At 39.8% G+C, this 20,339-nt stretch carries 19 protein-coding genes; 6 read left to right on the forward strand and 13 right to left on the reverse strand.

Going from position 1 to position 20,339, the window contains the following annotated elements:
* Positions 1-6 precede the first annotated feature (6 nt).
* The 4 genes from V6260_RS11925 to greB form a co-directional block, all read right to left on the reverse strand.
* Positions 7-2,331, reverse strand: coding sequence for a Tex family protein (locus V6260_RS11925; protein ID WP_341594299.1), 2,325 nt, complete (start codon positions 2,329-2,331; stop codon positions 7-9).
* Positions 2,332-2,500: 169 nt separating this feature from the next.
* Positions 2,501-3,082, reverse strand: a complete 582-nt coding sequence (locus V6260_RS11930) for a CBS domain-containing protein (RefSeq protein ID WP_341594300.1) — start codon at positions 3,080-3,082, stop codon at positions 2,501-2,503.
* A gap of 50 nt (positions 3,083-3,132) precedes the next feature.
* Positions 3,133-3,444, reverse strand: coding sequence for a hypothetical protein (locus V6260_RS11935; protein WP_341594301.1), 312 nt, complete (start codon positions 3,442-3,444; stop codon positions 3,133-3,135).
* Between the two features lie 115 nt (positions 3,445-3,559).
* Positions 3,560-4,039 carry a transcription elongation factor GreB gene (gene greB / locus V6260_RS11940; RefSeq protein ID WP_341594303.1) on the reverse strand — a complete coding sequence of 160 codons (480 nt, stop codon included), beginning with the start codon at positions 4,037-4,039 and terminating at the stop codon, positions 3,560-3,562.
* A 184-nt stretch (positions 4,040-4,223) separates the two neighbouring features.
* Between greB and ompR the strand changes: the two genes are divergently transcribed.
* Both ompR and envZ read left to right on the forward strand, forming a co-directional pair.
* Positions 4,224-4,943 carry a two-component system response regulator OmpR gene (gene ompR / locus V6260_RS11945; protein WP_058547924.1) on the forward strand — a complete coding sequence of 240 codons (720 nt, stop codon included), beginning with the start codon at positions 4,224-4,226 and terminating at the stop codon, positions 4,941-4,943.
* A gap of 5 nt (positions 4,944-4,948) precedes the next feature.
* Positions 4,949-6,247, forward strand: a complete 1,299-nt coding sequence (envZ, locus tag V6260_RS11950; RefSeq protein WP_341594305.1) for a two-component system sensor histidine kinase EnvZ — start codon at positions 4,949-4,951, stop codon at positions 6,245-6,247.
* 47 nt (positions 6,248-6,294) lie between these two features.
* Here the strand turns inward: envZ and acnA are convergent, their stop codons facing one another.
* The 3 genes from acnA to V6260_RS11965 form a co-directional block, all read right to left on the reverse strand.
* Positions 6,295-9,039 carry an aconitate hydratase AcnA gene (gene acnA / locus V6260_RS11955; protein ID WP_341594307.1) on the reverse strand — a complete coding sequence of 915 codons (2,745 nt, stop codon included), beginning with the start codon at positions 9,037-9,039 and terminating at the stop codon, positions 6,295-6,297.
* Positions 9,040-9,235: 196 nt separating this feature from the next.
* Positions 9,236-9,655 carry a hypothetical protein gene (locus V6260_RS11960; protein WP_341594309.1) on the reverse strand — a complete coding sequence of 140 codons (420 nt, stop codon included), beginning with the start codon at positions 9,653-9,655 and terminating at the stop codon, positions 9,236-9,238.
* A gap of 104 nt (positions 9,656-9,759) precedes the next feature.
* Positions 9,760-10,143 carry an RNA-binding S4 domain-containing protein gene (locus V6260_RS11965; protein ID WP_341594311.1) on the reverse strand — a complete coding sequence of 128 codons (384 nt, stop codon included), beginning with the start codon at positions 10,141-10,143 and terminating at the stop codon, positions 9,760-9,762.
* A 256-nt stretch (positions 10,144-10,399) separates the two neighbouring features.
* Between V6260_RS11965 and V6260_RS11970 the strand changes: the two genes are divergently transcribed.
* Positions 10,400-10,699 carry a hypothetical protein gene (locus V6260_RS11970; RefSeq protein ID WP_341594312.1) on the forward strand — a complete coding sequence of 100 codons (300 nt, stop codon included), beginning with the start codon at positions 10,400-10,402 and terminating at the stop codon, positions 10,697-10,699.
* A gap of 74 nt (positions 10,700-10,773) precedes the next feature.
* Positions 10,774-11,439 (forward strand): hypothetical protein, encoded by a 666-nt coding sequence (locus tag V6260_RS11975; RefSeq protein WP_341594314.1) that lies wholly within the window; start codon positions 10,774-10,776, stop codon positions 11,437-11,439.
* Position 11,440: 1 nt separating this feature from the next.
* Here the strand turns inward: V6260_RS11975 and V6260_RS11980 are convergent, their stop codons facing one another.
* From V6260_RS11980 to glnA, 5 genes are all read right to left on the reverse strand, one after another.
* A complete protein-coding gene (locus tag V6260_RS11980; protein WP_341594316.1) occupies positions 11,441-11,899 on the reverse strand; it encodes a cyclic nucleotide-binding domain-containing protein in 459 nt (152 codons plus the stop codon).
* A 29-nt stretch (positions 11,900-11,928) separates the two neighbouring features.
* Positions 11,929-13,314 (reverse strand): nitrogen regulation protein NR(I), encoded by a 1,386-nt coding sequence (gene ntrC, locus V6260_RS11985; protein WP_341594317.1) that lies wholly within the window; start codon positions 13,312-13,314, stop codon positions 11,929-11,931.
* 14 nt (positions 13,315-13,328) lie between these two features.
* Positions 13,329-14,399 (reverse strand): nitrogen regulation protein NR(II), encoded by a 1,071-nt coding sequence (gene glnL / locus V6260_RS11990; RefSeq protein ID WP_341594319.1) that lies wholly within the window; start codon positions 14,397-14,399, stop codon positions 13,329-13,331.
* 84 nt (positions 14,400-14,483) lie between these two features.
* Entirely contained in the window at positions 14,484-15,005 is a 522-nt protein-coding gene (locus V6260_RS11995) for a DUF4124 domain-containing protein (protein WP_341594320.1), read from the reverse strand.
* A 113-nt stretch (positions 15,006-15,118) separates the two neighbouring features.
* Positions 15,119-16,525: a glutamate--ammonia ligase gene (gene glnA / locus V6260_RS12000; RefSeq protein ID WP_211000962.1), complete on the reverse strand. Its 1,407-nt coding sequence runs from the start codon at positions 16,523-16,525 to the stop codon at positions 15,119-15,121.
* 507 nt (positions 16,526-17,032) lie between these two features.
* On the opposite strand from glnA, the gene typA reads away from it, so the two are divergent.
* Positions 17,033-18,853: a translational GTPase TypA gene (gene typA, locus V6260_RS12005; protein WP_341594322.1), complete on the forward strand. Its 1,821-nt coding sequence runs from the start codon at positions 17,033-17,035 to the stop codon at positions 18,851-18,853.
* Positions 18,854-19,070: 217 nt separating this feature from the next.
* Positions 19,071-19,388 carry a hypothetical protein gene (locus tag V6260_RS12010; protein ID WP_165743522.1) on the forward strand — a complete coding sequence of 106 codons (318 nt, stop codon included), beginning with the start codon at positions 19,071-19,073 and terminating at the stop codon, positions 19,386-19,388.
* A 172-nt stretch (positions 19,389-19,560) separates the two neighbouring features.
* Here V6260_RS12010 and V6260_RS12015 read toward each other — a convergent pair whose 3' ends face one another.
* Positions 19,561-20,289, reverse strand: coding sequence for a CBM9 family sugar-binding protein (locus V6260_RS12015; protein WP_341594325.1), 729 nt, complete (start codon positions 20,287-20,289; stop codon positions 19,561-19,563).
* Positions 20,290-20,339: the final 50 nt, after the last annotated feature.

Here is a 20,339-nt window from a genome sequence, read left to right on the forward strand (position 1 = left end):
CAACTATTATTTTTTCACTTTAGCATTAGCGAACGCATCGGCAAATGCATTACCCATTAATGCATTACTGTTGTCACGTTTCGGCTTTGCAGCACGAGGTTGCGAATTATTAGCACGTGCTTGTGGCTTTTGCGTAGCTGGAGCTGCTGACTTGCTTGTGTCAATTTCGTCATCTAAGCGCATAGTAAAGCTTATGCGCTTACGTGCAGCGTCTACTTCAACTACTTTAACCTTTACAATATCACCAGCTTTAACAACTTCACGCGGATCTGAAATAAACTTATTAGTAATAGCTGAAATATGTACCAGGCCATCTTGATGAACACCTACATCAACAAACGCACCAAAGTTAGCAACGTTTGAAACTACGCCTTCTAAAATCATACCTGGTTTAAGGTCGCTAATTTTTTCAACGCCTGCTTTAAATTCAGCAGTTTTAAACTCAGGACGCGGATCGCGACCAGGTTTATCAAGCTCACTAATGATATCGGTAACCGTTGGTAAACCAAATTTCTCGTCAATATAATCGTTAGCAGCAAGTTTAGTTAAAAAGTCACTGTTACCAATTAAGCTACTTACATCAAGGCTATTACGCTCACAAATACGCTTAACAATCGGGTAAGCTTCAGGGTGAACTGATGAGTTATCTAGTGGATCACTACCATTATTAATACGTAAAAAGCCGGCCGCTTGTTCAAAGGCTTTTGGCCCTAAACGTTCAACTTTTTTAAGTTCACTACGCTTAGTAAATACGCCGTTAGTATCGCGGTAATTAACAATGTTTTGCGCTAGTGTTTTGTTTAAGCCAGACACACGAGTAAGTAATGGCACTGAGGCCATATTTAAATCTACACCTACTGAGTTTACACAGTCCTCAACTACAGCTGTTAGCGTTTGCCCCAATTGACTTTGTGACACATCGTGTTGATATTGGCCTACACCAATTGATTTTGGCTCAATTTTAACAAGTTCAGCAAGAGGGTCTTGTAAACGACGAGCAATAGATACAGCTCCTCGTATAGAAACATCTAAATCTGGAAATTCGTTAGCAGCAAATTCAGAGGCTGAGTAAACCGATGCACCCGCTTCGCTCACCATAATTTTATTAATATTAAGCTCGGTATTGGCTTTAATTAGTTCGGCAACTAATTTATCTGATTCGCGAGAAGCCGTGCCGTTACCGATCGCAATCAGCTCTACTTTATGTTGACGACAGAGTTGTTCTAATGTGCGAAGTGATTTATCCCAATGGTTTTGTGGCGCATGAGGGAAAATAGTTTGTGTGGCAAGCAATTTACCTGTGCTATCTACAACGGCAATTTTACAGCCAGTTCGTAAGCCAGGATCGAGACCAAGTGTAGTACGCGGGCCTGCTGGAGCTGCCATTAATAAGTCTTTTAAGTTTTTAGCAAATACATCAATAGCGCCAGTTTCTGCTTTTTCGCGCATTGCTGCTAAAAACTCATTCTCAAGGTGTAAGCCGAGTTTAATTTTCCATGCCCATTGCACAACATTTAAAAGCCACTCGCTTGCAGCTTTATATTTAATGTCTAAGCGGTAATGCTCGGCAATCATTTGTGCGCATAGTTGCGCTGAATTTTCTGAGTTAGGCTCTGGGTTTACATTTAACTGAAGAATACCTTCGTTACGAGCGCGCAACATAGCTAGTGCACGGTGAGAAGGAACTTTTTTAAGGGCTTCTTGATGCTCAAAATAATCACGGTATTTCGCACCGGCTTGCTCTTGGCCTTTAATCACAGTACTTTCAATTGCGCCGTTTTGACTAATATGGCTTCTAAATTTAGCTAGTAATTTTGCGTCTTCAGCAAAGCGTTCCATTAAGATGAATTTAGCGCCTTCAAGTACCGCTTTTGTATCTGCAAAGCCTTTATCAGCATTTACAAACTGCTTTGCTTGTTGCTCTGGGTCAAGGTTAGCATCTTTAAATAGTGCATCCGCAAGAGGCTCTACACCAGCTTCAATTGCTATTTGGCCTTTAGTGCGGCGCTTAGCTTTATATGGTAGGTATAAATCTTCAAGTTCTGTTTTACTTTGTGCATTGGTTATATCGGCACTTAGCTCTGGTGTTAATTTATTTTGCGATTCGATTGTCGATAAAATAAAACTACGACGCTCTTCTAGTTCACGTAAATACGATAAACGCTGCTCTAAAAGGCGTAATTGGGTGTCGTCTAGGCCGCCTGTAATTTCTTTTCTGTAGCGGGCGATAAAAGGAACAGTTGCACCTTCATCAAGTAACTTTGTTGCTGCAACAACCTGTTGCTGCTGTGCGTTTAACTCACCGGCTAAACGTGCAGAGATATTGCTCATGCAAAAACCTTTTTTTATACAATAAAATAAGACCAGAAGCGTGTTACTGGCGTAGTTAATTTCTTGAATAATATCACAGGAGGTATTAATAAAAAGATCTTAAAGCAAGCTATTTTGCTTGCTCTAAGGTGGTTGAGGTAGTTGGGGGTGTTTAAGTTTATAAGAGTGCTTAATGCGGGTGCTCAATACTCTCAAGCACCTGACTAAATGAACTTGCTATAGGCGTAATATGTAAAGGAATATGTAATTTTTTAGCTATTTGGCGAGCTGAAATTAAACCACAAATTTCATTACTGGCTGCTGTTACCAATAGAAACATTGTGCCCTGATGCTCCATTGTTTGTAGCGCATCACCAATGCAAGCATAGCTTAAGCTTTGCATACTCACGCCCTTGAGTTGGCTAATTGGTGTCATAATATCGTGCAAGCTCACTTCACTTCGTGGGGTATTTAAACGCTCTGCAATAATCGTAATTTTAGAGCTTTGTAAATCAGCGCTAGAGACTAAGCCAACTAATTTTTGGTGCTCGTCGGTTACTAAAATATAGTCAGACTGTTGCGCACTTACTTGTTTAAGTGCCTCTGTGATAGTTGTTTCATATTCTGCTCGAATAGGTGTTTTTTGAGTAAAGTTATTTACCATTTTTAACGCAGGAGATGATAAATCAATTAATGGTTGATCGTCTGCAAATGTGCTTGCAATAACACCGTGAGATACATTTTGGGTACGTAATTCTTTAAAGTTAGACATAATAGTCACCTTAGTCGTTATAAAATTTAATTAAGTTGTAAAATAATGAATTAAATTAAATAGCTAGGTGGTCCACGTTGGTACGCAGTGCTAAAAGGTCTGTTTAGGTTGGTGCTCTTATAAAAAGAGTTTATAGCATTAGGAAGTGGTTGAGGCGACCTAAAAGTAATAGTGTTAACGTGGGAGTCTACGTCAAAATCGAGGTTGGCTTGGTCAGGAGTGTCACAAGCAATAAAGTGGTTAGATAGCTTTGCATTATCAAGGTTTACTTCAATTTTACTGGCGTGCAGCGTCAAACTTACACTCATTAAAAGTGCAAACAATACGGCATTGCTTAATATGCGCTGTACTATATTTGACATAATTACTACCTTAATTAACCGCTCTCAAATTGAACAAATCAACTTGATAATTCAGTTATAGCTTATTGTCTTAATTTACACAATCAAAAGTTAATATGATCTGAATCAAAACTTCTTATTTCTTTTCTTGGTAATTGATGCTGTTTACATACCACTCCTTTTTACCTTGAGGTGTAACTACTTCAAAGTCGTCATCTACTTGCTTTTTAATAAGTGCGCGAGCCATAGGTGAGTCTATTGATATGTAATCTTTGCGATCGTAAATTTCATCAGGGCCTACAATTCTGAACTTTTTAGTTTCACCTTGCTCATTTTCTATTTCTACCCAAGCACCAAAAAATACCTTACCGGCTTGCTCTGGTGAGTAATCAATAATTTTTAAATCGGGCAAACGCTTGCGTAAATAGCGCACGCGGCGATCAATTTGACGCAATAGTCGCTTATTGTATTGATAGTCTGCATTTTCAGAGCGATCACCTAAGCTTGCTGCCCAACTTACAATTTTGGTTACTTCAGGGCGCTTTACGTTCCATAAATGGTCGTGCTCTTGCTGCAGTTGCAAATATCCCTCACGGGTCACTAAGTTTGTTTTCATGATGAATTCTTTATTAACTCTAATGGTGTGCACGTTATTAAAATTGCCAAAATTTGTCGAGCGTAAACTTTAATAATATAGGTTTGAAATGTTCAGTAACAATCTAAGCAAGTAATTAGTTTTAGATTATTAAGTTTTTCATTTATATTAACTAGTAATTGGATATAAAAATAAGAAAGAGATTATGGGACACGAGACCACAAAAGTATTGGTTGTTGATGATGACATGCGCTTGCGCAGCCTGCTTGAGCGTTATTTAGTAGAGCAAGGCTTTATTGTTAGGACGGCTGCAAACTCAGAGCAAATGGATAGACTCATTGAACGTGAAAATTTTCACTTAATGGTTCTCGATTTAATGCTCCCAGGCGAAGACGGCTTATCTATTTGCCGCCGCTTACGTCAAAAAGAAAACGAAATTCCTATTGTTATGCTTACTGCAAAGGGCGACGAAGTAGACCGCATTATTGGCCTTGAACTTGGTGCCGATGACTACATTCCAAAACCATTTAATCCACGAGAATTATTGGCTCGTATTAAAGCTATTTTACGCCGTCGAGCAAAAGAGGTTCCCGGTGCGCCAGCCGCTGAAGAAAACTTAATAGCTTTTGGTAAATTTACGCTTAATTTAGCAACGCGCGAAATGAGTGAAGGGGACAAAACAATATCGCTTACCAGTGGTGAGTTTGCAGTACTTAAAGCGCTTGTTTCGCATCCGCGTGAGCCACTTAGCCGCGATAAGCTAATGAACTTAGCGCGTGGGCGTGATTACAGTGCGCTTGAGCGAAGTATTGATGTGCAAGTGTCGCGACTTCGCCGCATGATTGAAGTAGATGCTGCTAATCCGCGTTATATTCAAACCGTTTGGGGTTTGGGTTATGTGTTTGTTCCCGACGGTGAAAAGTAATATTTATGGGTTTTTTTCCGCGTAGTGCGTTTGGGCAAACTGTATTCTTAGTGGCGGCTCTGCTGCTGATCAATCAAATAGTGTCGTATGTTACTGTTAGTTTTTACGTTGTAAAGCCAACTATTGAGCAAGTTAATTTAATGCTCGCTAAACAAATTAAAACGGTATTTATTGATTGGGAAGACGGCGTTGAAATAAACGATGAAGTATCTGCAAAGTTTTTTGAAATTACTGGCATTGAAGTAATGACGCAGCGCGAAGCAATGCGCCAAGGACTTGGGCAAAGCCGCGAATATTCTATGCTATCGCGTAGCATGACTGAGCAGTTAGGTGGTTTTTCTCGTGTACGTATTAGTCAAACAGATCCGTTAATCTATTGGGTTGAAGCACCTCAAGCGCCTGGTTATTGGGTAAAAGTACCGCTTAAAGGCTTTAAAGAGAACAATTTAGAGTTTTTAACTTTTTACTTATCAAGTATTGGGTTTTTGAGTGTGCTGGGGGGGTGGTTGTTTGCAAGGCACCTTAATAGGCCTTTAAAAGCTTTGCAACAAGCCGCAGTAAAAGTAGGCAAAGGCGATTTTTCTACCAAATTAGAAGAAGAAGGCTCTACAGAAGTAATAGAAGTAACGCGCGCGTTTAACCAAATGTCGCGCGGAATTGCCGCCCTTGAGAACGATCGCCGTTTACTAATGGCAGGTGTATCGCATGATTTACGTACGCCGCTTACGCGTATTCGTTTAGCCACTGAAATGATGGTTGATGAAGACGACTACCTTCGCGAAGGTATTATTTACGATATAGAAGATATGAACGGGATTATCGATCAGTTTATTGAATATTTACGCCACCATAAACGTGAAGAACTAAGCTGCGAAGATATAAATGCTTTAGTTGCCGAGGTTGTGAATTCAGAGTTGCAACATCAACGTACTATTACGTTTAAAAGTAACCCAAATATTGGCAATATTCCATTAAGTCCAATAGCTATTAAGCGTGTGATTACAAACATGATCGGTAATGCATTACGCTACTCTGAAAGCGATATTGAAGTGTTCAGCTACTTCAATTCAAACAAAAAATATGTAGTTATTGCGGTAAATGATAGCGGTCCAGGTATACCTGAAAACGAGCTAGAGTCTGTTTTTGAGCCTTTTAAACAAGGTGATGCTGCTCGCGGTAGCGAGGGGAGTGGCTTAGGTCTTGCAATTATAAAACGCATTATCGATATGCATGATGGTAAAGTAAAACTAGAAAACCGCCCTGAAGGCGGTTTAAGTGCACAAATATACCTACCTATGTACTAATTTATAATTACTTGAAAAGGCAACTTGAGATTAAAAGGTGTAAATACTTATTTGTCGAGCATGTTACGCAGTACATATTGTAAAATGCCGCCGTGTTTGTAGTAATCCCACTCCTTAGGGGTATCAATACGTACATCTGCACTAAAGCTTATTTTTTTACCTTCAGCATTAGTGGCTATTACACTTACTTCGTCCGTTTTATCATAAAGGCCTTCAATATCAAATTGTTCTTTCCCTGTTAATCCTAACGACTCGTAGCTTTCGCCATCTTTAAATTGCAGAGGTAAAACCCCCATGCCAATTAAGTTAGAGCGGTGTATACGCTCATAACTTTGTGCGACAACTGCTTTTACACCAAGTAACAATGAGCCTTTAGCTGCCCAGTCACGTGATGAGCCTGTACCGTACTCCTTACCGGCCAAAACAATGAGTGGTGTTTCATTTTTTTGATACTCCATAGCTGCATCATAAATACTTGCTAGCTCGTTTTCTGGCTGCATGCGTGTAACACCACCCTCGGTGCCCGGTGCAAGTAAGTTTTTAAGCCTTACATTGGCAAATGTACCGCGCATCATCACTTCGTGATTACCACGGCGTGAACCGTATGAGTTAAACTGCGCTTTTCCTACGCCTTTATCTTGCAAGTACAAGCCAGCAGGGGCTTCTGCTTTTATCGCACCAGCGGGCGAAATATGATCGGTAGTTACCGAGTCGCCTAATTTAGCTAAACAGCGTGCACCTTCAATTGTCGGAACGCCTGGCGGTTCTACTTTCATGCCATCAAAGAATGGGGCTTTTTTGATATAAGTTGATTCATCATTCCAATCATAAAGTTTACCATTTGGAATTTGAATTTTTTGCCAGCGGCTATCGCCTTCGTATACATTGGCATAGCTTTTTTCAAACATTTCTTTAGTTACCGTTTTTTGTACTAACTCATTCACTTCACTTACACTTGGCCAAATATTTTTAAGGTAAATATCGTTACCGTTTTTATCCTGCGCAAGAGGTTCGTTGTATACATCTATATCTGTTCGGCCAGCAATTGCATAGGCAACAACCAGGGGTGGTGATGCTAAAAAGTTCATTTTGACATCTTGGTGAATTCGCCCTTCAAAGTTACGGTTACCCGATAAAATTGAGCTTACAACCAGTTTATGCTTTTGGATCGCGTCTGATATCTCTGTTGCTAGTGGACCTGAATTACCAATACAGGTTGTACAGCCATAACCGACTAAATTGAATCCTAGTGCTGCTAGATCATCCATTAAGTCTGCTTTTTCCAGGTAGTCTGTTACAACTTGAGAGCCCGGAGCTAGTGATGTTTTAACCCAAGGTTTTACGTCAATGCCGAGTTGCTTAGCTTTTCTTGCTACTAAACCAGCGGCTAAAATTACACTTGGGTTTGAGGTATTTGTACAGCTTGTTATGGCAGCGATAACACAGGCGCCATCGTTAAGTTCAAACTCTTGTCCTTTGAACTTAACTTTTGCAGCTCCCATAAACTGCGCTTCTTCAACTGGCTCATCTGGGTTTGTGGCAGGGCCTTCACTTTCAATGCGAGCTTGCTCTATATCACTTTTATCGCGGCGCTCCATACGCTCATCTTGAAAGCCTTTTAAGTGCTGGCCAATAACATCGCCGGCTTTATCTAATGCTATTCTGTCTTGCGGGCGTTTAGGCCCTGCAAGGCTTGGCACTACATCATCAAGTTTAAGCTCAAGGGTGTCTGTATAATTAGCTTCATCGCCATCGTTGCGCCATAAACCTTGGTGCTTGGCGTAATCTTCAATTACTTTGAGGTGTTTTTCATCACGGTTTGTTAAGCGTAAATAATTAATGGTTTCGTCATCAATAGGGAAAATACCACACGTAGCGCCGTACTCAGGTGCCATATTAGCAATCGTTGCTCTATCTGCCAGTGGTAGGTCGGCTAGGCCGTCACCATAAAATTCTACAAACTTACCTACAACACCATGGTTACGTAGCATCTCGGTCACTGTTAATACTAAATCGGTAGCTGTTGTTCCCTCAGGAAGGCGACCATTTAGCTTCATGCCAACTACCTGTGGGATGAGTAAGCTAATGGGTTGGCCAAGCATTGCAGCTTCGGCTTCAATGCCGCCTACGCCCCAACCAAGAACACCCAAGCCATTAATCATAGTGGTGTGGGAGTCGGTACCTACTAAGGTATCTGGGTAAGCGAACTTTTTACCCTTGCTGTCTTCGTTAAACACAACACGTGCTAGGTATTCTAAATTTACTTGGTGAACAATGCCGGTTGCTGGTGGCACAACTTTTAAGTTATCGAATGCTGTTTGTCCCCAACGTAAAAACTCATAGCGTTCTTTATTACGTTCGTATTCAAGCTTTGCATTTAAATCAAATGCGCCATCATCGCCATAGCCATCTACTTGCACAGAATGATCTATTACAAGTTCAGCAGGAGATAGCGGATTTATTTTTGCAGGATCGCCACCTAGTTTTTCCATAGCGTCACGCATAGCCGCTAAATCTACAATGGCAGGCACACCTGTAAAATCTTGCATAACAACGCGTGCTGGGGTGAAAGCGACCTCAGATGATGGTTTAGCTTTAGAATCCCAATTCAAGAGGGCTTGGATGTCTTGTTCTTTTATATTTACGCCATCTTCGTTGCGTAGCAGGTTTTCGAGTAATACTTTGAGAGAAAAGGGCAGTCGCTTAGCTTTATCGCCTAATCCTTTAAGTGAGTGAATATGATATTGCTCGCCATTAATAGTCAGTTGATGTTCTGTTTCGAAACTATTCATTTTTTGCCCCTTTGGTAATTAGGTAAATATCCTTGAAAAGATGACCTCTTTTATTTTCTTAATTGCAAAGTACATACCAGCGTAATTAATGTGGTTAAAAGTGCGAAATTTGTACAGTAATAAGTATAGAGGTGATGGCGAAGAATAGTTTTTCAAGGGGGATAAAAAAGCCAAATAATATTGGCCTTAATTTTAATTAGCCTAACCAGCTTTGTTGTTTGCCTTTGGTACTTATATATAAAAGGAGGATGGCAATAGTAATAACGAAAATCGGCATAAATACAGCGCTTAAACCTAATAGCTCAATGCTGTTTATAACAACAAAATTATAGTATTGCTGTAGCAAAATAGCGCCTAAAGACACTGCAAATATGGGTATGGCGAGTGCCTTTTTCATCAGTAAAAGAATACATCCTAGTAAGCCTCCAAATACAGCTATAGCAAAAGCAATGGTAGACCAAAGAGGAATATCAGAGTAGGCAGCTTGTTGATCTATAGGCAGTTTACTTATCATTTCCGGGGTCATCATCATTTGCATCACAAATGCGATCACACCTAATAAGTTCCAAATAAGCGCAGCCCAAGCAAGCGATTTTAACCAAGTGGGTGTAGACATGTTATTACCTTGTTTTTATTGTTATTAACGAGGTAATTAAAGAGCATAAAAGCCAGCATTACAAGCTAGCTTTTATGTTTAGAAGCTGCGAATAACCTTGAAGGCTAGCCAAATGAAATTGGACGACGCCCTGTATTTTCATCTCTTTTAGGCTTTTTAGTGCGCTTACGCTTATTTTTTGCAGGTTGATTTGCAGTGCTTTGGGGCGCTTTCTTAGGCTCTGGTGCAGTTTGTGTAACTGCTCGCTCTACAGGTATGGCATCTTTACTTAATGATAATTGAAAAAGCTCACCATCAAATTCTAATACATCACCACTGTATAATTTTTTCCGTTTTATTGTACAAATTTCATGGTTAACACCCACATAGCCTTCAGCGATTAGGTTTTTTGCTTGGCCGCCACCTTCAACTAAATCGAGTACTTTTAATAATTTGCAAAGCTCTATGGGTTCTTCTTCTAATTCAATTTCTATGTATTCTTCGTTCATGTTAGCTCCAGTGGGGTAACGCATAGTCCCCTAGTATAAAGGCTTGTAGAGCATTTTGCACCAAAGCAAATACAAAACTGAGAAGGTAGTCGTTAATTATGTTGAAACTTTTATGCCTTTTTCTCTGTCTTTAAGAAAACTGAAGCAATTGCAGGTTAAGCTTCACGGCAAATGATTTTTATTGATGGCTCGCTAATTGCTAAAACTCTGGCGGATTAACTGATGTGTAATGTATACATATAAAACGGAGTAGAAAATGGGCGTAAGGTTAGCAATGAAAAAAGAGCTAATGGGTTTAGAAAATTCTGATATGTTAACTGCTGACGACGTAAGATCGCATCTAGTGAGTTTAGTAAAAGAGCAAACACAACTTAGCGACAGTGGCTTTTCGGTTATTTCAAAATTTAATGATACGCACAGCCGTTTAATTAGTGGCGATCCGCTTAAAAAATCAAAGCTTGAATTTGAACGCCACCGCTTGTTTAACGAAGTTTTATACACTCGACAAAGTGTTGATGCATGGTTAGATAGCCAAACCAGTCATATCAATCAGTGACAATATTTAATTAAGTGCATTGCGATTAATAGTACCTCCTAATAGACTACAGGTGTAATTATTGGAGGGTAACTATGAAAAATGGAATTTTAACATGTGCGTTGGCATTACTATTAGCTGCATGCCAACAACCTACCGTGTATGTATTTAGTGAAAACTTGCAAGATGAGCAGCGTAATCAACTAGACGCTGCACTAAATGCACAAACACTCCCCTATGAATATGTAGATCTAGAGATCCCATCAGATTTTGGTGAAGCAACATTGCTTTTATCAAGCGATAAAATTTACCAAAAAGAGACTGAGCAGTTAGCTATTATTATGCAAGAGCTCGGTCATCAACCCGAAATTAACTACACCACACGATCAAATCACTTTTATGATGATGGTAATATCGGTTTTTATTTAAAGAATACAGATGGGGAAGACGCGTTCATTATGCCCTCTCGGTTACGAACAACCCATTGCAGCGACGATAAGTACAATGATTTAGAGGTCAAATTTGAAAATGAATATGCTGAATTTACATTACCAAGAGGTGCAGTTGTGAGGCTCAGTTGGGAGTACTTGTATGGTTATGTTGTAATTTATTATAAAACCTATTCCCAGACATATAGCCATTCACAGCCACTTGTAAATACCCCCTTTGGTGCCAAGCCTTCAGATACTTACACGTTTACTGCGCACGTAAATAATCCCGGCTGGCTTGATTGCTCATTACAAACTGTTTATATGGACTGATCTAACCGTGGGTTTCTATGTGCTCACTAAGTTTAGCGATGCGCAGGCTCATACCTTCAATAATTCTGTCTTTAATTTTTTCTCGTATTACATTAGGTAATCGGGTGAGTGCTTCAGGGGTAATGGCAAGTACTATGGTGTCGGTTTTAGCGCGAGCACTGGTACTGCGCTCTCGGTTATTTATAAAGGCACCTTCACCTATAAACTCACCGGGCTCAATAGTACCTAGTTCTAGCAAATGATTATGTTTAAATACCAGTAAAGCGCCGCTAAGTACAATGTACAAACGTTTGTCATTATCGTATTGCTTAAATAAAAATTGCTGCTGGTTTACTAGATATAACAGGCCGAACGACTCTAATAAGACTTGACGCTCGCTGAGCGTAAACTCTTTAAAAAAGTGTAGCCTATTTATAATTTCCATTTGTTTAAACAAAGGAATGTTTTCGATTAACTTCATCAATGATCAAACTTGTTGAAAGTGTTTAATTAGTTAATATTGCGCTCTTTTAATTTTCGGGTCAACGTATTGCGTCCCCAGCCTATTTTTATGGCAGCATCTTGTTTATGACCAGAGCAATTAGCTAGCGCTGTTTTTATTAAACGAGTTTCGAGTTGTGCTTGAATATTTGGCCAAATATTTTCTTTGCCTTGTTTAAGCTCTTGATTAAGCCATTGTTGGAATGCATCGAGCCAATCACCTTCTTGTTGTATTGGTGAGGCATCAAGTATTTCTGGCGGCAAGTCTTGCTCGCTTACCAATTCACCAGGTGCCATAACTGTAAGCCAACGGCAAGTGTTTTCTAGTTGGCGAACATTACCTGGCCAGGTAAATAAGCGTAATTGCTCAGTAGCTTTTGGGCTAAGTATTTTGCTATCTACTTGTAGATCTTTAGCACTCTTATGTAAAAAATGCTGCGCAAGACGTTCAATATCCTCTGTACGCTCGCGAAGTGCTGGTAAGCGAAGGCGAACAACATTCAAACGATGAAATAAATCATCCCTAAATTTGCCCTGTTTAACTAAATCCTCTAGGTTTTGGTGTGTAGCTGCAATAATGCGTACGTCTACTTTTATACTTTGATGGCCGCCAACACGATAAAACTCACCATCTGCGAGCACTCGTAATAAGCGTGTTTGTACATCGAGTGGCATATCGCCAATTTCATCTAAAAACAGTGTGCCGCCATTGGCTTGTTCAAAGCGGCCTTTGCGTACGCTGTCGGCCCCCGTAAACGCACCTTTTTCGTGGCCAAATAACTCTGACTCAACAAGCTCTTTTGGAATGGCCGCCATGTTAAGTGCAATAAATTGATTTTCTTTACGTGGGCTGTGGTTATGCAATGCACTAGCTACCAGCTCTTTACCTGTACCAGATTCACCATTTATCAATACGCTCATACTAGAGGCAGATAGTTTACCTATTGCTCTAAATACTTCTTGCATAGCGGGTGCTTCACCAATTATGTGCGCACTTTTTGGTGGAGCTTGCTTTCGCTTAGTTTTTTTAGTGGAGTTTGCTCTGCATGCACTTTCTACCAAAGCTACGGCTTCGTTTAAATCAAATGGTTTTGCTAGGTATTCAAATGCACCTTTTTGAAACGCATTAACTGCTGAGTCTAAATCTGAATGGGCGGTCATTATAATTACCGGCAACCCAGGATTTTGCTCTGCAATAAGTTCAAGCAATGCCATACCATCCATGCCTGGCATTCTAACGTCAGATACCAAAACAGTAGGTTGGCTAAACTTTAATGCGCTCAATACATCTTGCGCATTAGCAAAGCTTTCCGTGGTAAACCCTGAGCGGGTAAGTGCTTTTTCGAGTACAAATCGAATTGATGCATCATCATCTACAAGCCAAACTGTTTTCATGAAAACTCCAAACATTAATCTGCAAAAGGCAGATAGATATTAAATTCAGTATGGCCAGGCCAGCTATCACATTCAATATAGCCATCATGCTGATCAATGAGCGTTTGTGCAATTGAGAGCCCTAAACCCGAGCCACCTTCTTTATTGGTGATCATAGGGTAGAAGAGCGTTTCACGTACACTAGGATCAATGCCTGGTCCGTTATCAGATATTTGGATCATCAAGGCTTTTTTAGGTGCTTTACCAGGGCGACGATGTTGATGATTAATGCGGGTTTTTATTTTTATTTCACCGCCATCTACAAGTGCCTGTTGAGCATTACGAACAATGTTTAATACAACTTGTTGTATTTTACCTTGATCAATGAATACATCAGGAATGCTCGGGTCGTAATCTTTAACCAAACTAATGTTAGAGCAATTGTCTAACGTACTGAGCTTAACAACCGACTCAAGCGATTGATGTATGTTGCCGTAAGATTTCTGCGGAAGTTGGTTTGGCCCTAAAAGCCTATCCACTAATTCGCGCAATCTATCTGCTTGCTCAATAATGAGCTCGGCACATTGATCTCTTTCTTGCTGATCAACCTCATACTGCAATAACTGCGCCGCTCCGCGAATTCCGCCTAAAGGATTTTTAATTTCGTGAGCCAGACCTCTAATTAAATTACGAGCAGCTTGATATTGATGCATTTGATTAGAGGCTTGGTCGTGTTTAATTTCGTCATCGGTTTGACGCCATTCAAATAAAATATATAAGGTATTGTTAAACTTAATTTGCCTTGTACTTACTGCAACCTTGGCATGGCGAGAATCGCTGAAAACCACGTCTGCTCTATGCTGCTGGCAATCTAATCCCTCAATTAATGAATATTGTTCAATGCGTTGTAAATCAATCGAATGGTAATTAAAAAGGCTATCAAAAGGCTGATCTAGTAAGCGCTTATTACCAAGTCCAAGTAGCTCACTGGTACTTGTATTGGCATAAACAACATTAAACTTTTTATCAAGAAGCATGATAGCTGTCGTTTGGTTTTGCCAAATGGCGTCGAGTAGCTCAGGGCTAAAATTTTTATTATCAATCATGATTGCACCACTTTAGTGCGCTGGTATTTTAAAGCAAGTTATTTCACTTAAATCCCTACAGCACCTATTAAGTAAAGCCACTATTCAATTGCCAAGGTTTGACCCTTTTCGATGCATAAAAAATATACATGGCTGGCTAACGGCAATAATTTGGTTTTTACTGTTAAACAGTTTTAATTGAAGTGTGTGCTCGCCTCTTTCTACATTTCTTATTGCAAAGGTTGAGCTATCACTAGCTGGGCCATTCGTTTTGCCATCAATAAAAAGTTGAATAGTAAAACCACTTTCAAAGCGTGGAGTTATTCGGCTAGTAACATAAACACTACCGGTATTTTCACGTATAGTTTGCTTATGTTCAGGCGAGGAAATGGTAATGGTAAACGCCGCTTGTTGAGGTTGGGTTGGCTCGTTAAAAACGTCATTACTAGGTGCAGGCATATTAAGATTTTGGCTTGTGAGTTTTACCTCAGTAGCGCCTTTATGAGGTGTGTCAGAGAACACTAATACGCCATTTTTATCTTTCCAAGCGTATATTTTCTTTTCACCCGCATAACTGTAATTGCTTAATCCTAAAGCAATTAATAGTAATAAAATCTTGTTATTCAATCTGCAGCCCTGCATTTTTATCGGTAACTTAACTCTAGTGGAGTTTGATAAATTTTACCATTAAAAAAGCCCGCAAAGCGGGCTTGAGAACACACATTTTTTGAACAGCTAAATTAACAGCTGTAGTACATTTCAAACTCAACTGGGTGAGTTGTCATGTTAAGCTTTTCAACTTCTTGAGACTTAAGGCCGATGTAAGCGTCAATTAAGTCATCAGTGAATACACCACCTTGCGTTAAGAATTCACGGTCTGCGCTAAGTGCAGATAGTGCTTCGTCAAGTGACGCTGCAACAGTTGGAATCTCTGCTGCTTCTTCAGCTGGAAGATCGTATAAATCTTTATCCATAGCATCGCCAGGGTGGATCTTGTTTTTAATACCATCAAGGCCAGCCATAAGCATTGCTGAGAAAGCAAGGTATGGGTTAGCTGTCGGATCTGGGAAGCGTACTTCAATACGACGACCTTTTTCAGAAGGAACCACTGGAATACGGATTGAAGCAGAACGGTTACGTGCAGAGTATGCAAGCATTACTGGTGCTTCAAAGCCTGGTACTAAACGTTTGTACGAGTTAGTAGATGCGTTTGCAAAAGCGTTAATTGCTTTAGCATGTTTAATAATACCGCCAATGTAGTAAAGCGCGTCTTCTGAAAGACCACCGTACTTGTCGCCAGCAAATAAGTTTACACCGTCTTTAGCTAAAGACTGATGACAGTGCATACCAGAACCATTATCACCGACTACAGGCTTAGGCATAAATGTAGCTGTTTTTCCGTAAAGGTGAGCCATGTTATGAATAACATATTTCATCTCTTGGATTTCATCTGCTTTTAATACCATTGTATTAAAGCGAGTAGCGATTTCGTTTTGACCTGCTGTTGCTACTTCATGGTGATGTGCTTCTACCACTTGGCCTAATTCTTCAAGAACTAAACAGGTAGCTGAGCGCCAATCTTGTGAAGAATCAACTGGTGAACAAGGGAAGTAACCGCCTTTAACACCAGGACGGTGGCCTGTATTGCCGCCTTCGTAATCTTTATCTGAGTTCCATGCTGCTTCTACAGCATCAATTTTGTACATAGAACCTGACATGTCTGATTTGTATTTAACATCGTCAAATAAGAAAAACTCTGGCTCTGGGCCAAATAATACAGTATCTGCAATACCAGTAGAGCGCATGTAGTCTTCAGCGCGTTTTGCAACAGAACGTGGATCACGCTCATAACCTTGTAGTGTAGAAGGTTCTACAACATCACAACGAACAATTAGTGTTGTTTCTTCTGTGAATGGGTCTAATTTTACAGACTCAGGTACTGGCATTAGCACCATGTCTGATTCGTTAATGCCTTTCCAGCCTGCAATTGAAGAACCGTCGAACATTTTACCGTCTTCAAAAAAGTCTTCATCAACTTGGTGATGAGGAATAGATACATGTTGTTCTTTACCCTTAGTGTCAGTAAAGCGTAAATCAATGAACTTAACGTCATTTTCTTTAATAAAATCTAAAACCGATTGTGACATGTGTCCTCCAACTATTGGGTTTTGTTATTGCTGCATAATTGCTTTGGCATCTAATAAGCTGATTTTGTGCCATGATTGTAACTAGCTGTTTATGCGTTAAAAAATTATAGTTGCATCAAAATGGAATATACAAAAGCACCAAGTTGGTGCGTAAAGATTCCCTTTTGGTGCAAAATTTACAGGGTGTAATTTGCTGCTAATTTAATCGCTTGGAATTAGCATAACCTAAATGCAAAAGAGTGCCAAAAATATCGCTTAAATAGCAAAAAATGCTGTTTTTTAAAAAATAATTGAAATTTAATTCATATAATTGTCATATAAAAAACAGATACTTAGTAAAATTATTGAGAAAGTTTTCAAATTTATATTGGATAAACTTTCATCCATACCATTAATGAGGGATAATATGCGCCCTTTTAAATCCTATGCTGGGACATCTCGCGAAAGCGTGGATGAGTGCGTAGATCTTGCAGGATCAATGAGAATTTAATTTCTCTGAGTAAAAATATGAGCATCGAACAGTTAAGAAATATAGCGATTATCGCGCACGTTGACCACGGTAAAACAACTTTGGTTGACAAACTACTTGAGCAATCAGGTACATTAGAAACACGCGGCGGTAACGAAGAGCGCGTGATGGACTCAAACGACATTGAGAAAGAACGTGGTATTACCATTTTAGCTAAAAACACAGCTATCTCTTGGAAAGACTACCATATCAATATCGTAGATACCCCGGGACACGCCGATTTCGGTGGTGAAGTTGAACGCGTACTTTCGATGGCTGACTCAGTATTATTACTTGTTGATGCTCAAGAAGGTCCAATGCCACAAACGCGTTTCGTAACGCAAAAGGCATTCGCGCAAGGCTTAAAGCCAATCGTCGTTATCAATAAAATTGATAAGCCAGGTGCACGCCCAGATTGGGTTATGGATCAAATCTTTGATTTATTCGACAATCTTGGTGCAACTGACGAACAGTTAGACTTTAAAGTAATCTACGCATCAGCTATTAACGGCTGGGCCACACTCGATTTAGACGAGCCATCAGATAACATGGAACCTATGTTTAAGATGATCGTTGACGAAGTATCACCACCGGATGCAGATCCTGAAGGTGACTTCCAAATGCAAATCTCTCAGCTTGATTACAACTCGTATAAAGGTGTAATTGGTATTGGCCGTATTAAACGCGGCTCTGTTGAGACTAACCAACAAGTTACGGTTATCAGTGCTGATGGCACAACTCGTAACGGTAAAATTGGTTCAGTACAAAGCTACTTAGGCCTTGAGCGTATCGACACTGATAAAGCTTATGCTGGTAACATCGTTACTGTAACAGGTCTGGGCGAGCTTAAGATTTCAGATACGCTTTGTTGTCCTAACAACGTTGAAGCATTGCCACCACTAAGTGTTGATGAGCCGACAGTAACAATGACGTTCTCTGTAAACAATTCTCCTTTTTGTGGTAAAGAAGGTAAGTTTGTAACATCACGTAACATTCGTGAGCGTTTAGACAAAGAATTAGTACACAACGTAGCACTTCGTGTTGCAGATACTGACAACCCAGATAGCTTCCGCGTATCAGGTCGTGGTGAATTACACCTAGGTATCTTAATCGAGAACATGCGTCGTGAAGGTTACGAGTTAGCTGTATCTCGTCCAGAAGTAATCTTACGTACTGTTGATGGCGTGTTAGAAGAACCATATGAAACACTAACTATTGACTGTGAAGAAGAGCACCAAGGTTCTATCATGGAGCAAATTGGTCTTCGTAAAGGTGAGCTTACTGACATGGCACCAGATGGTAAAGGCCGTATGCGTATGGACTTTATGATCCCAAGCCGTGGCTTAATCGGTTTCCAAACTGAGTTCATGACATTAACGTCAGGTTCTGGCTTACTTTACCACACGTTCGATCACTACGGTCCGCACAAAGGTGGCGAGCTAGGTGTTCGTAAGAACGGCGTAATGATTGCAAACGCAACAGGTAAAGCACTTACTAACGCATTATTTAACTTACAAGAGCGCGGCCGTTTATTCATCGGTCACGGTGTTGAAGTTTATGAAGGTATGGTTATCGGTATTCATAGCCGTGATAACGACCTTACAGTTAATGCACTTAAAGGTAAGCAACTTACTAACGTTCGTGCATCTGGTACAGATGAAGCACAAACACTTACACCGCATCTGAACTATTCACTTGAGCAAGCGCTTGAGTTTATTGCTGATGATGAATTAGTAGAAGTTACTCCTGAGAACATTCGTATTCGTAAACGTCATTTAACTGAAAATGAGCGTAAACGTGCGGGTCGCGCTCCTAAGTAATAATCTATTAATTTAGAATAATGATTTTAAAAGCCGCTGTATTGGAAAATACAGCGGCTTTTTTGTGAACAATAGTTAGTGAGAGAAGAGCTGTAAGCTCTCAGATTGGAAGAACATCGCGGTTGGTTCGATACTGTTAAACAGTTTTTAATATTGAACCTAAAAAAGGTATTAAGTTATTATCAAGGCTATATTTAATATGTGCGAGTAAGCTAGTGTGAATACCGAAAATGTAATTAAGGCAAAACTAGAGATAGAACATATTGCTGAACTGCAAAAATATAAAGATGAATTTGAAACGTTAGGAAAAAATGATTGGGGCTTGAAAGATCTCATATTAATTTTTTTACCGTTTGTTTTGTTATCAATTGCTAATAGCTTCTATGATATTGAAACTGAATTATTTCAAATAATATGTTTTATTTTCCTTGCTTCAGCTGTGGTGCAGGGAATGATTAGGGAGCAAACCAAAAAAACAAATCGCAGAATTGATTTGCTTCTTAAAATTATTAAACATGAGCAAAAGGGTGGCTGAAATTAGTTTTATATTAGAGCGCAGCGCTCTTTGTCTAAGCAAAAACGTGCTTGAAAATTAAATAATCGATATTGCAAAGTCTCTGTTTTTGTTAGTTGGGTATTTTTCGTTGGGTTTCGCTTCGCTCAACCCAACCTACTTAATTATTTTGTTGGTGGTGGTTGGTAGTAACTTACTTTTTAGGAAGTAGGGTGATTTTGCCAAATACGTCTGCGTCTATAAAACCACGATTTCTGTCGCCATTTACTGGCTGTACTTCGTGTGAGCCCATAAAGTGTTCGCGCACGTTACTGCCGTCGTTATCGCAATACGCTAGCATAAAACCTATTACTTGTTTTTCACTAAGTGTAATGGGGGTGTTTACAGCGCCTTCTTTGTAGTCATTAGGGTAGAGTTTTATTGCTACTTCCCACGTGATGTTAAAAGGTGCAGTGGTGTTACGCTTCCAGTTACTTATTAGGTGGTCGGTATACAAATGGGCTTTTTTATCAGGGCCGTAATCGGCGGCTTGGTTATCAAGGCCGATATGGTACGCCAAAGCGGTGTGATTAAATTGATGATTACCACCGGATGCGTCGCTATCAATAAATATTTCAAGCGCATCGTCATCCCAATATTTTACAGTTGGGTCTGGGTGCATATCTATTAATACATCATCGCTAATATCGGCTTGTAGGTATAAATAGTTTTGATCCCATAATAAGCGATAACGCCCTTTAAAGTCTGCGTCTGATGATGGCAGTGTGCCATCCATTAAATAAGGCATATCGTGCCAAGCGGCTTTGTTCCACGCACTTTCTGATATGCCATCAATAGTAATTGGAGTTGATGTGTGTTCAACATCAATAGCCATTGCTGGCATGCTTAATAAAAAGCTTAAGGCGAGTGCTAATTTTTGCATTAATTTCTCAGTTTTATTGTCGATTTGTCTTAATGTAATAACAATCTTAA

The sequence above is a fragment of the Pseudoalteromonas aliena genome (assembly GCF_038155085.1).
Taxonomy (GTDB): domain Bacteria; phylum Pseudomonadota; class Gammaproteobacteria; order Enterobacterales; family Alteromonadaceae; genus Pseudoalteromonas; species Pseudoalteromonas aliena_A.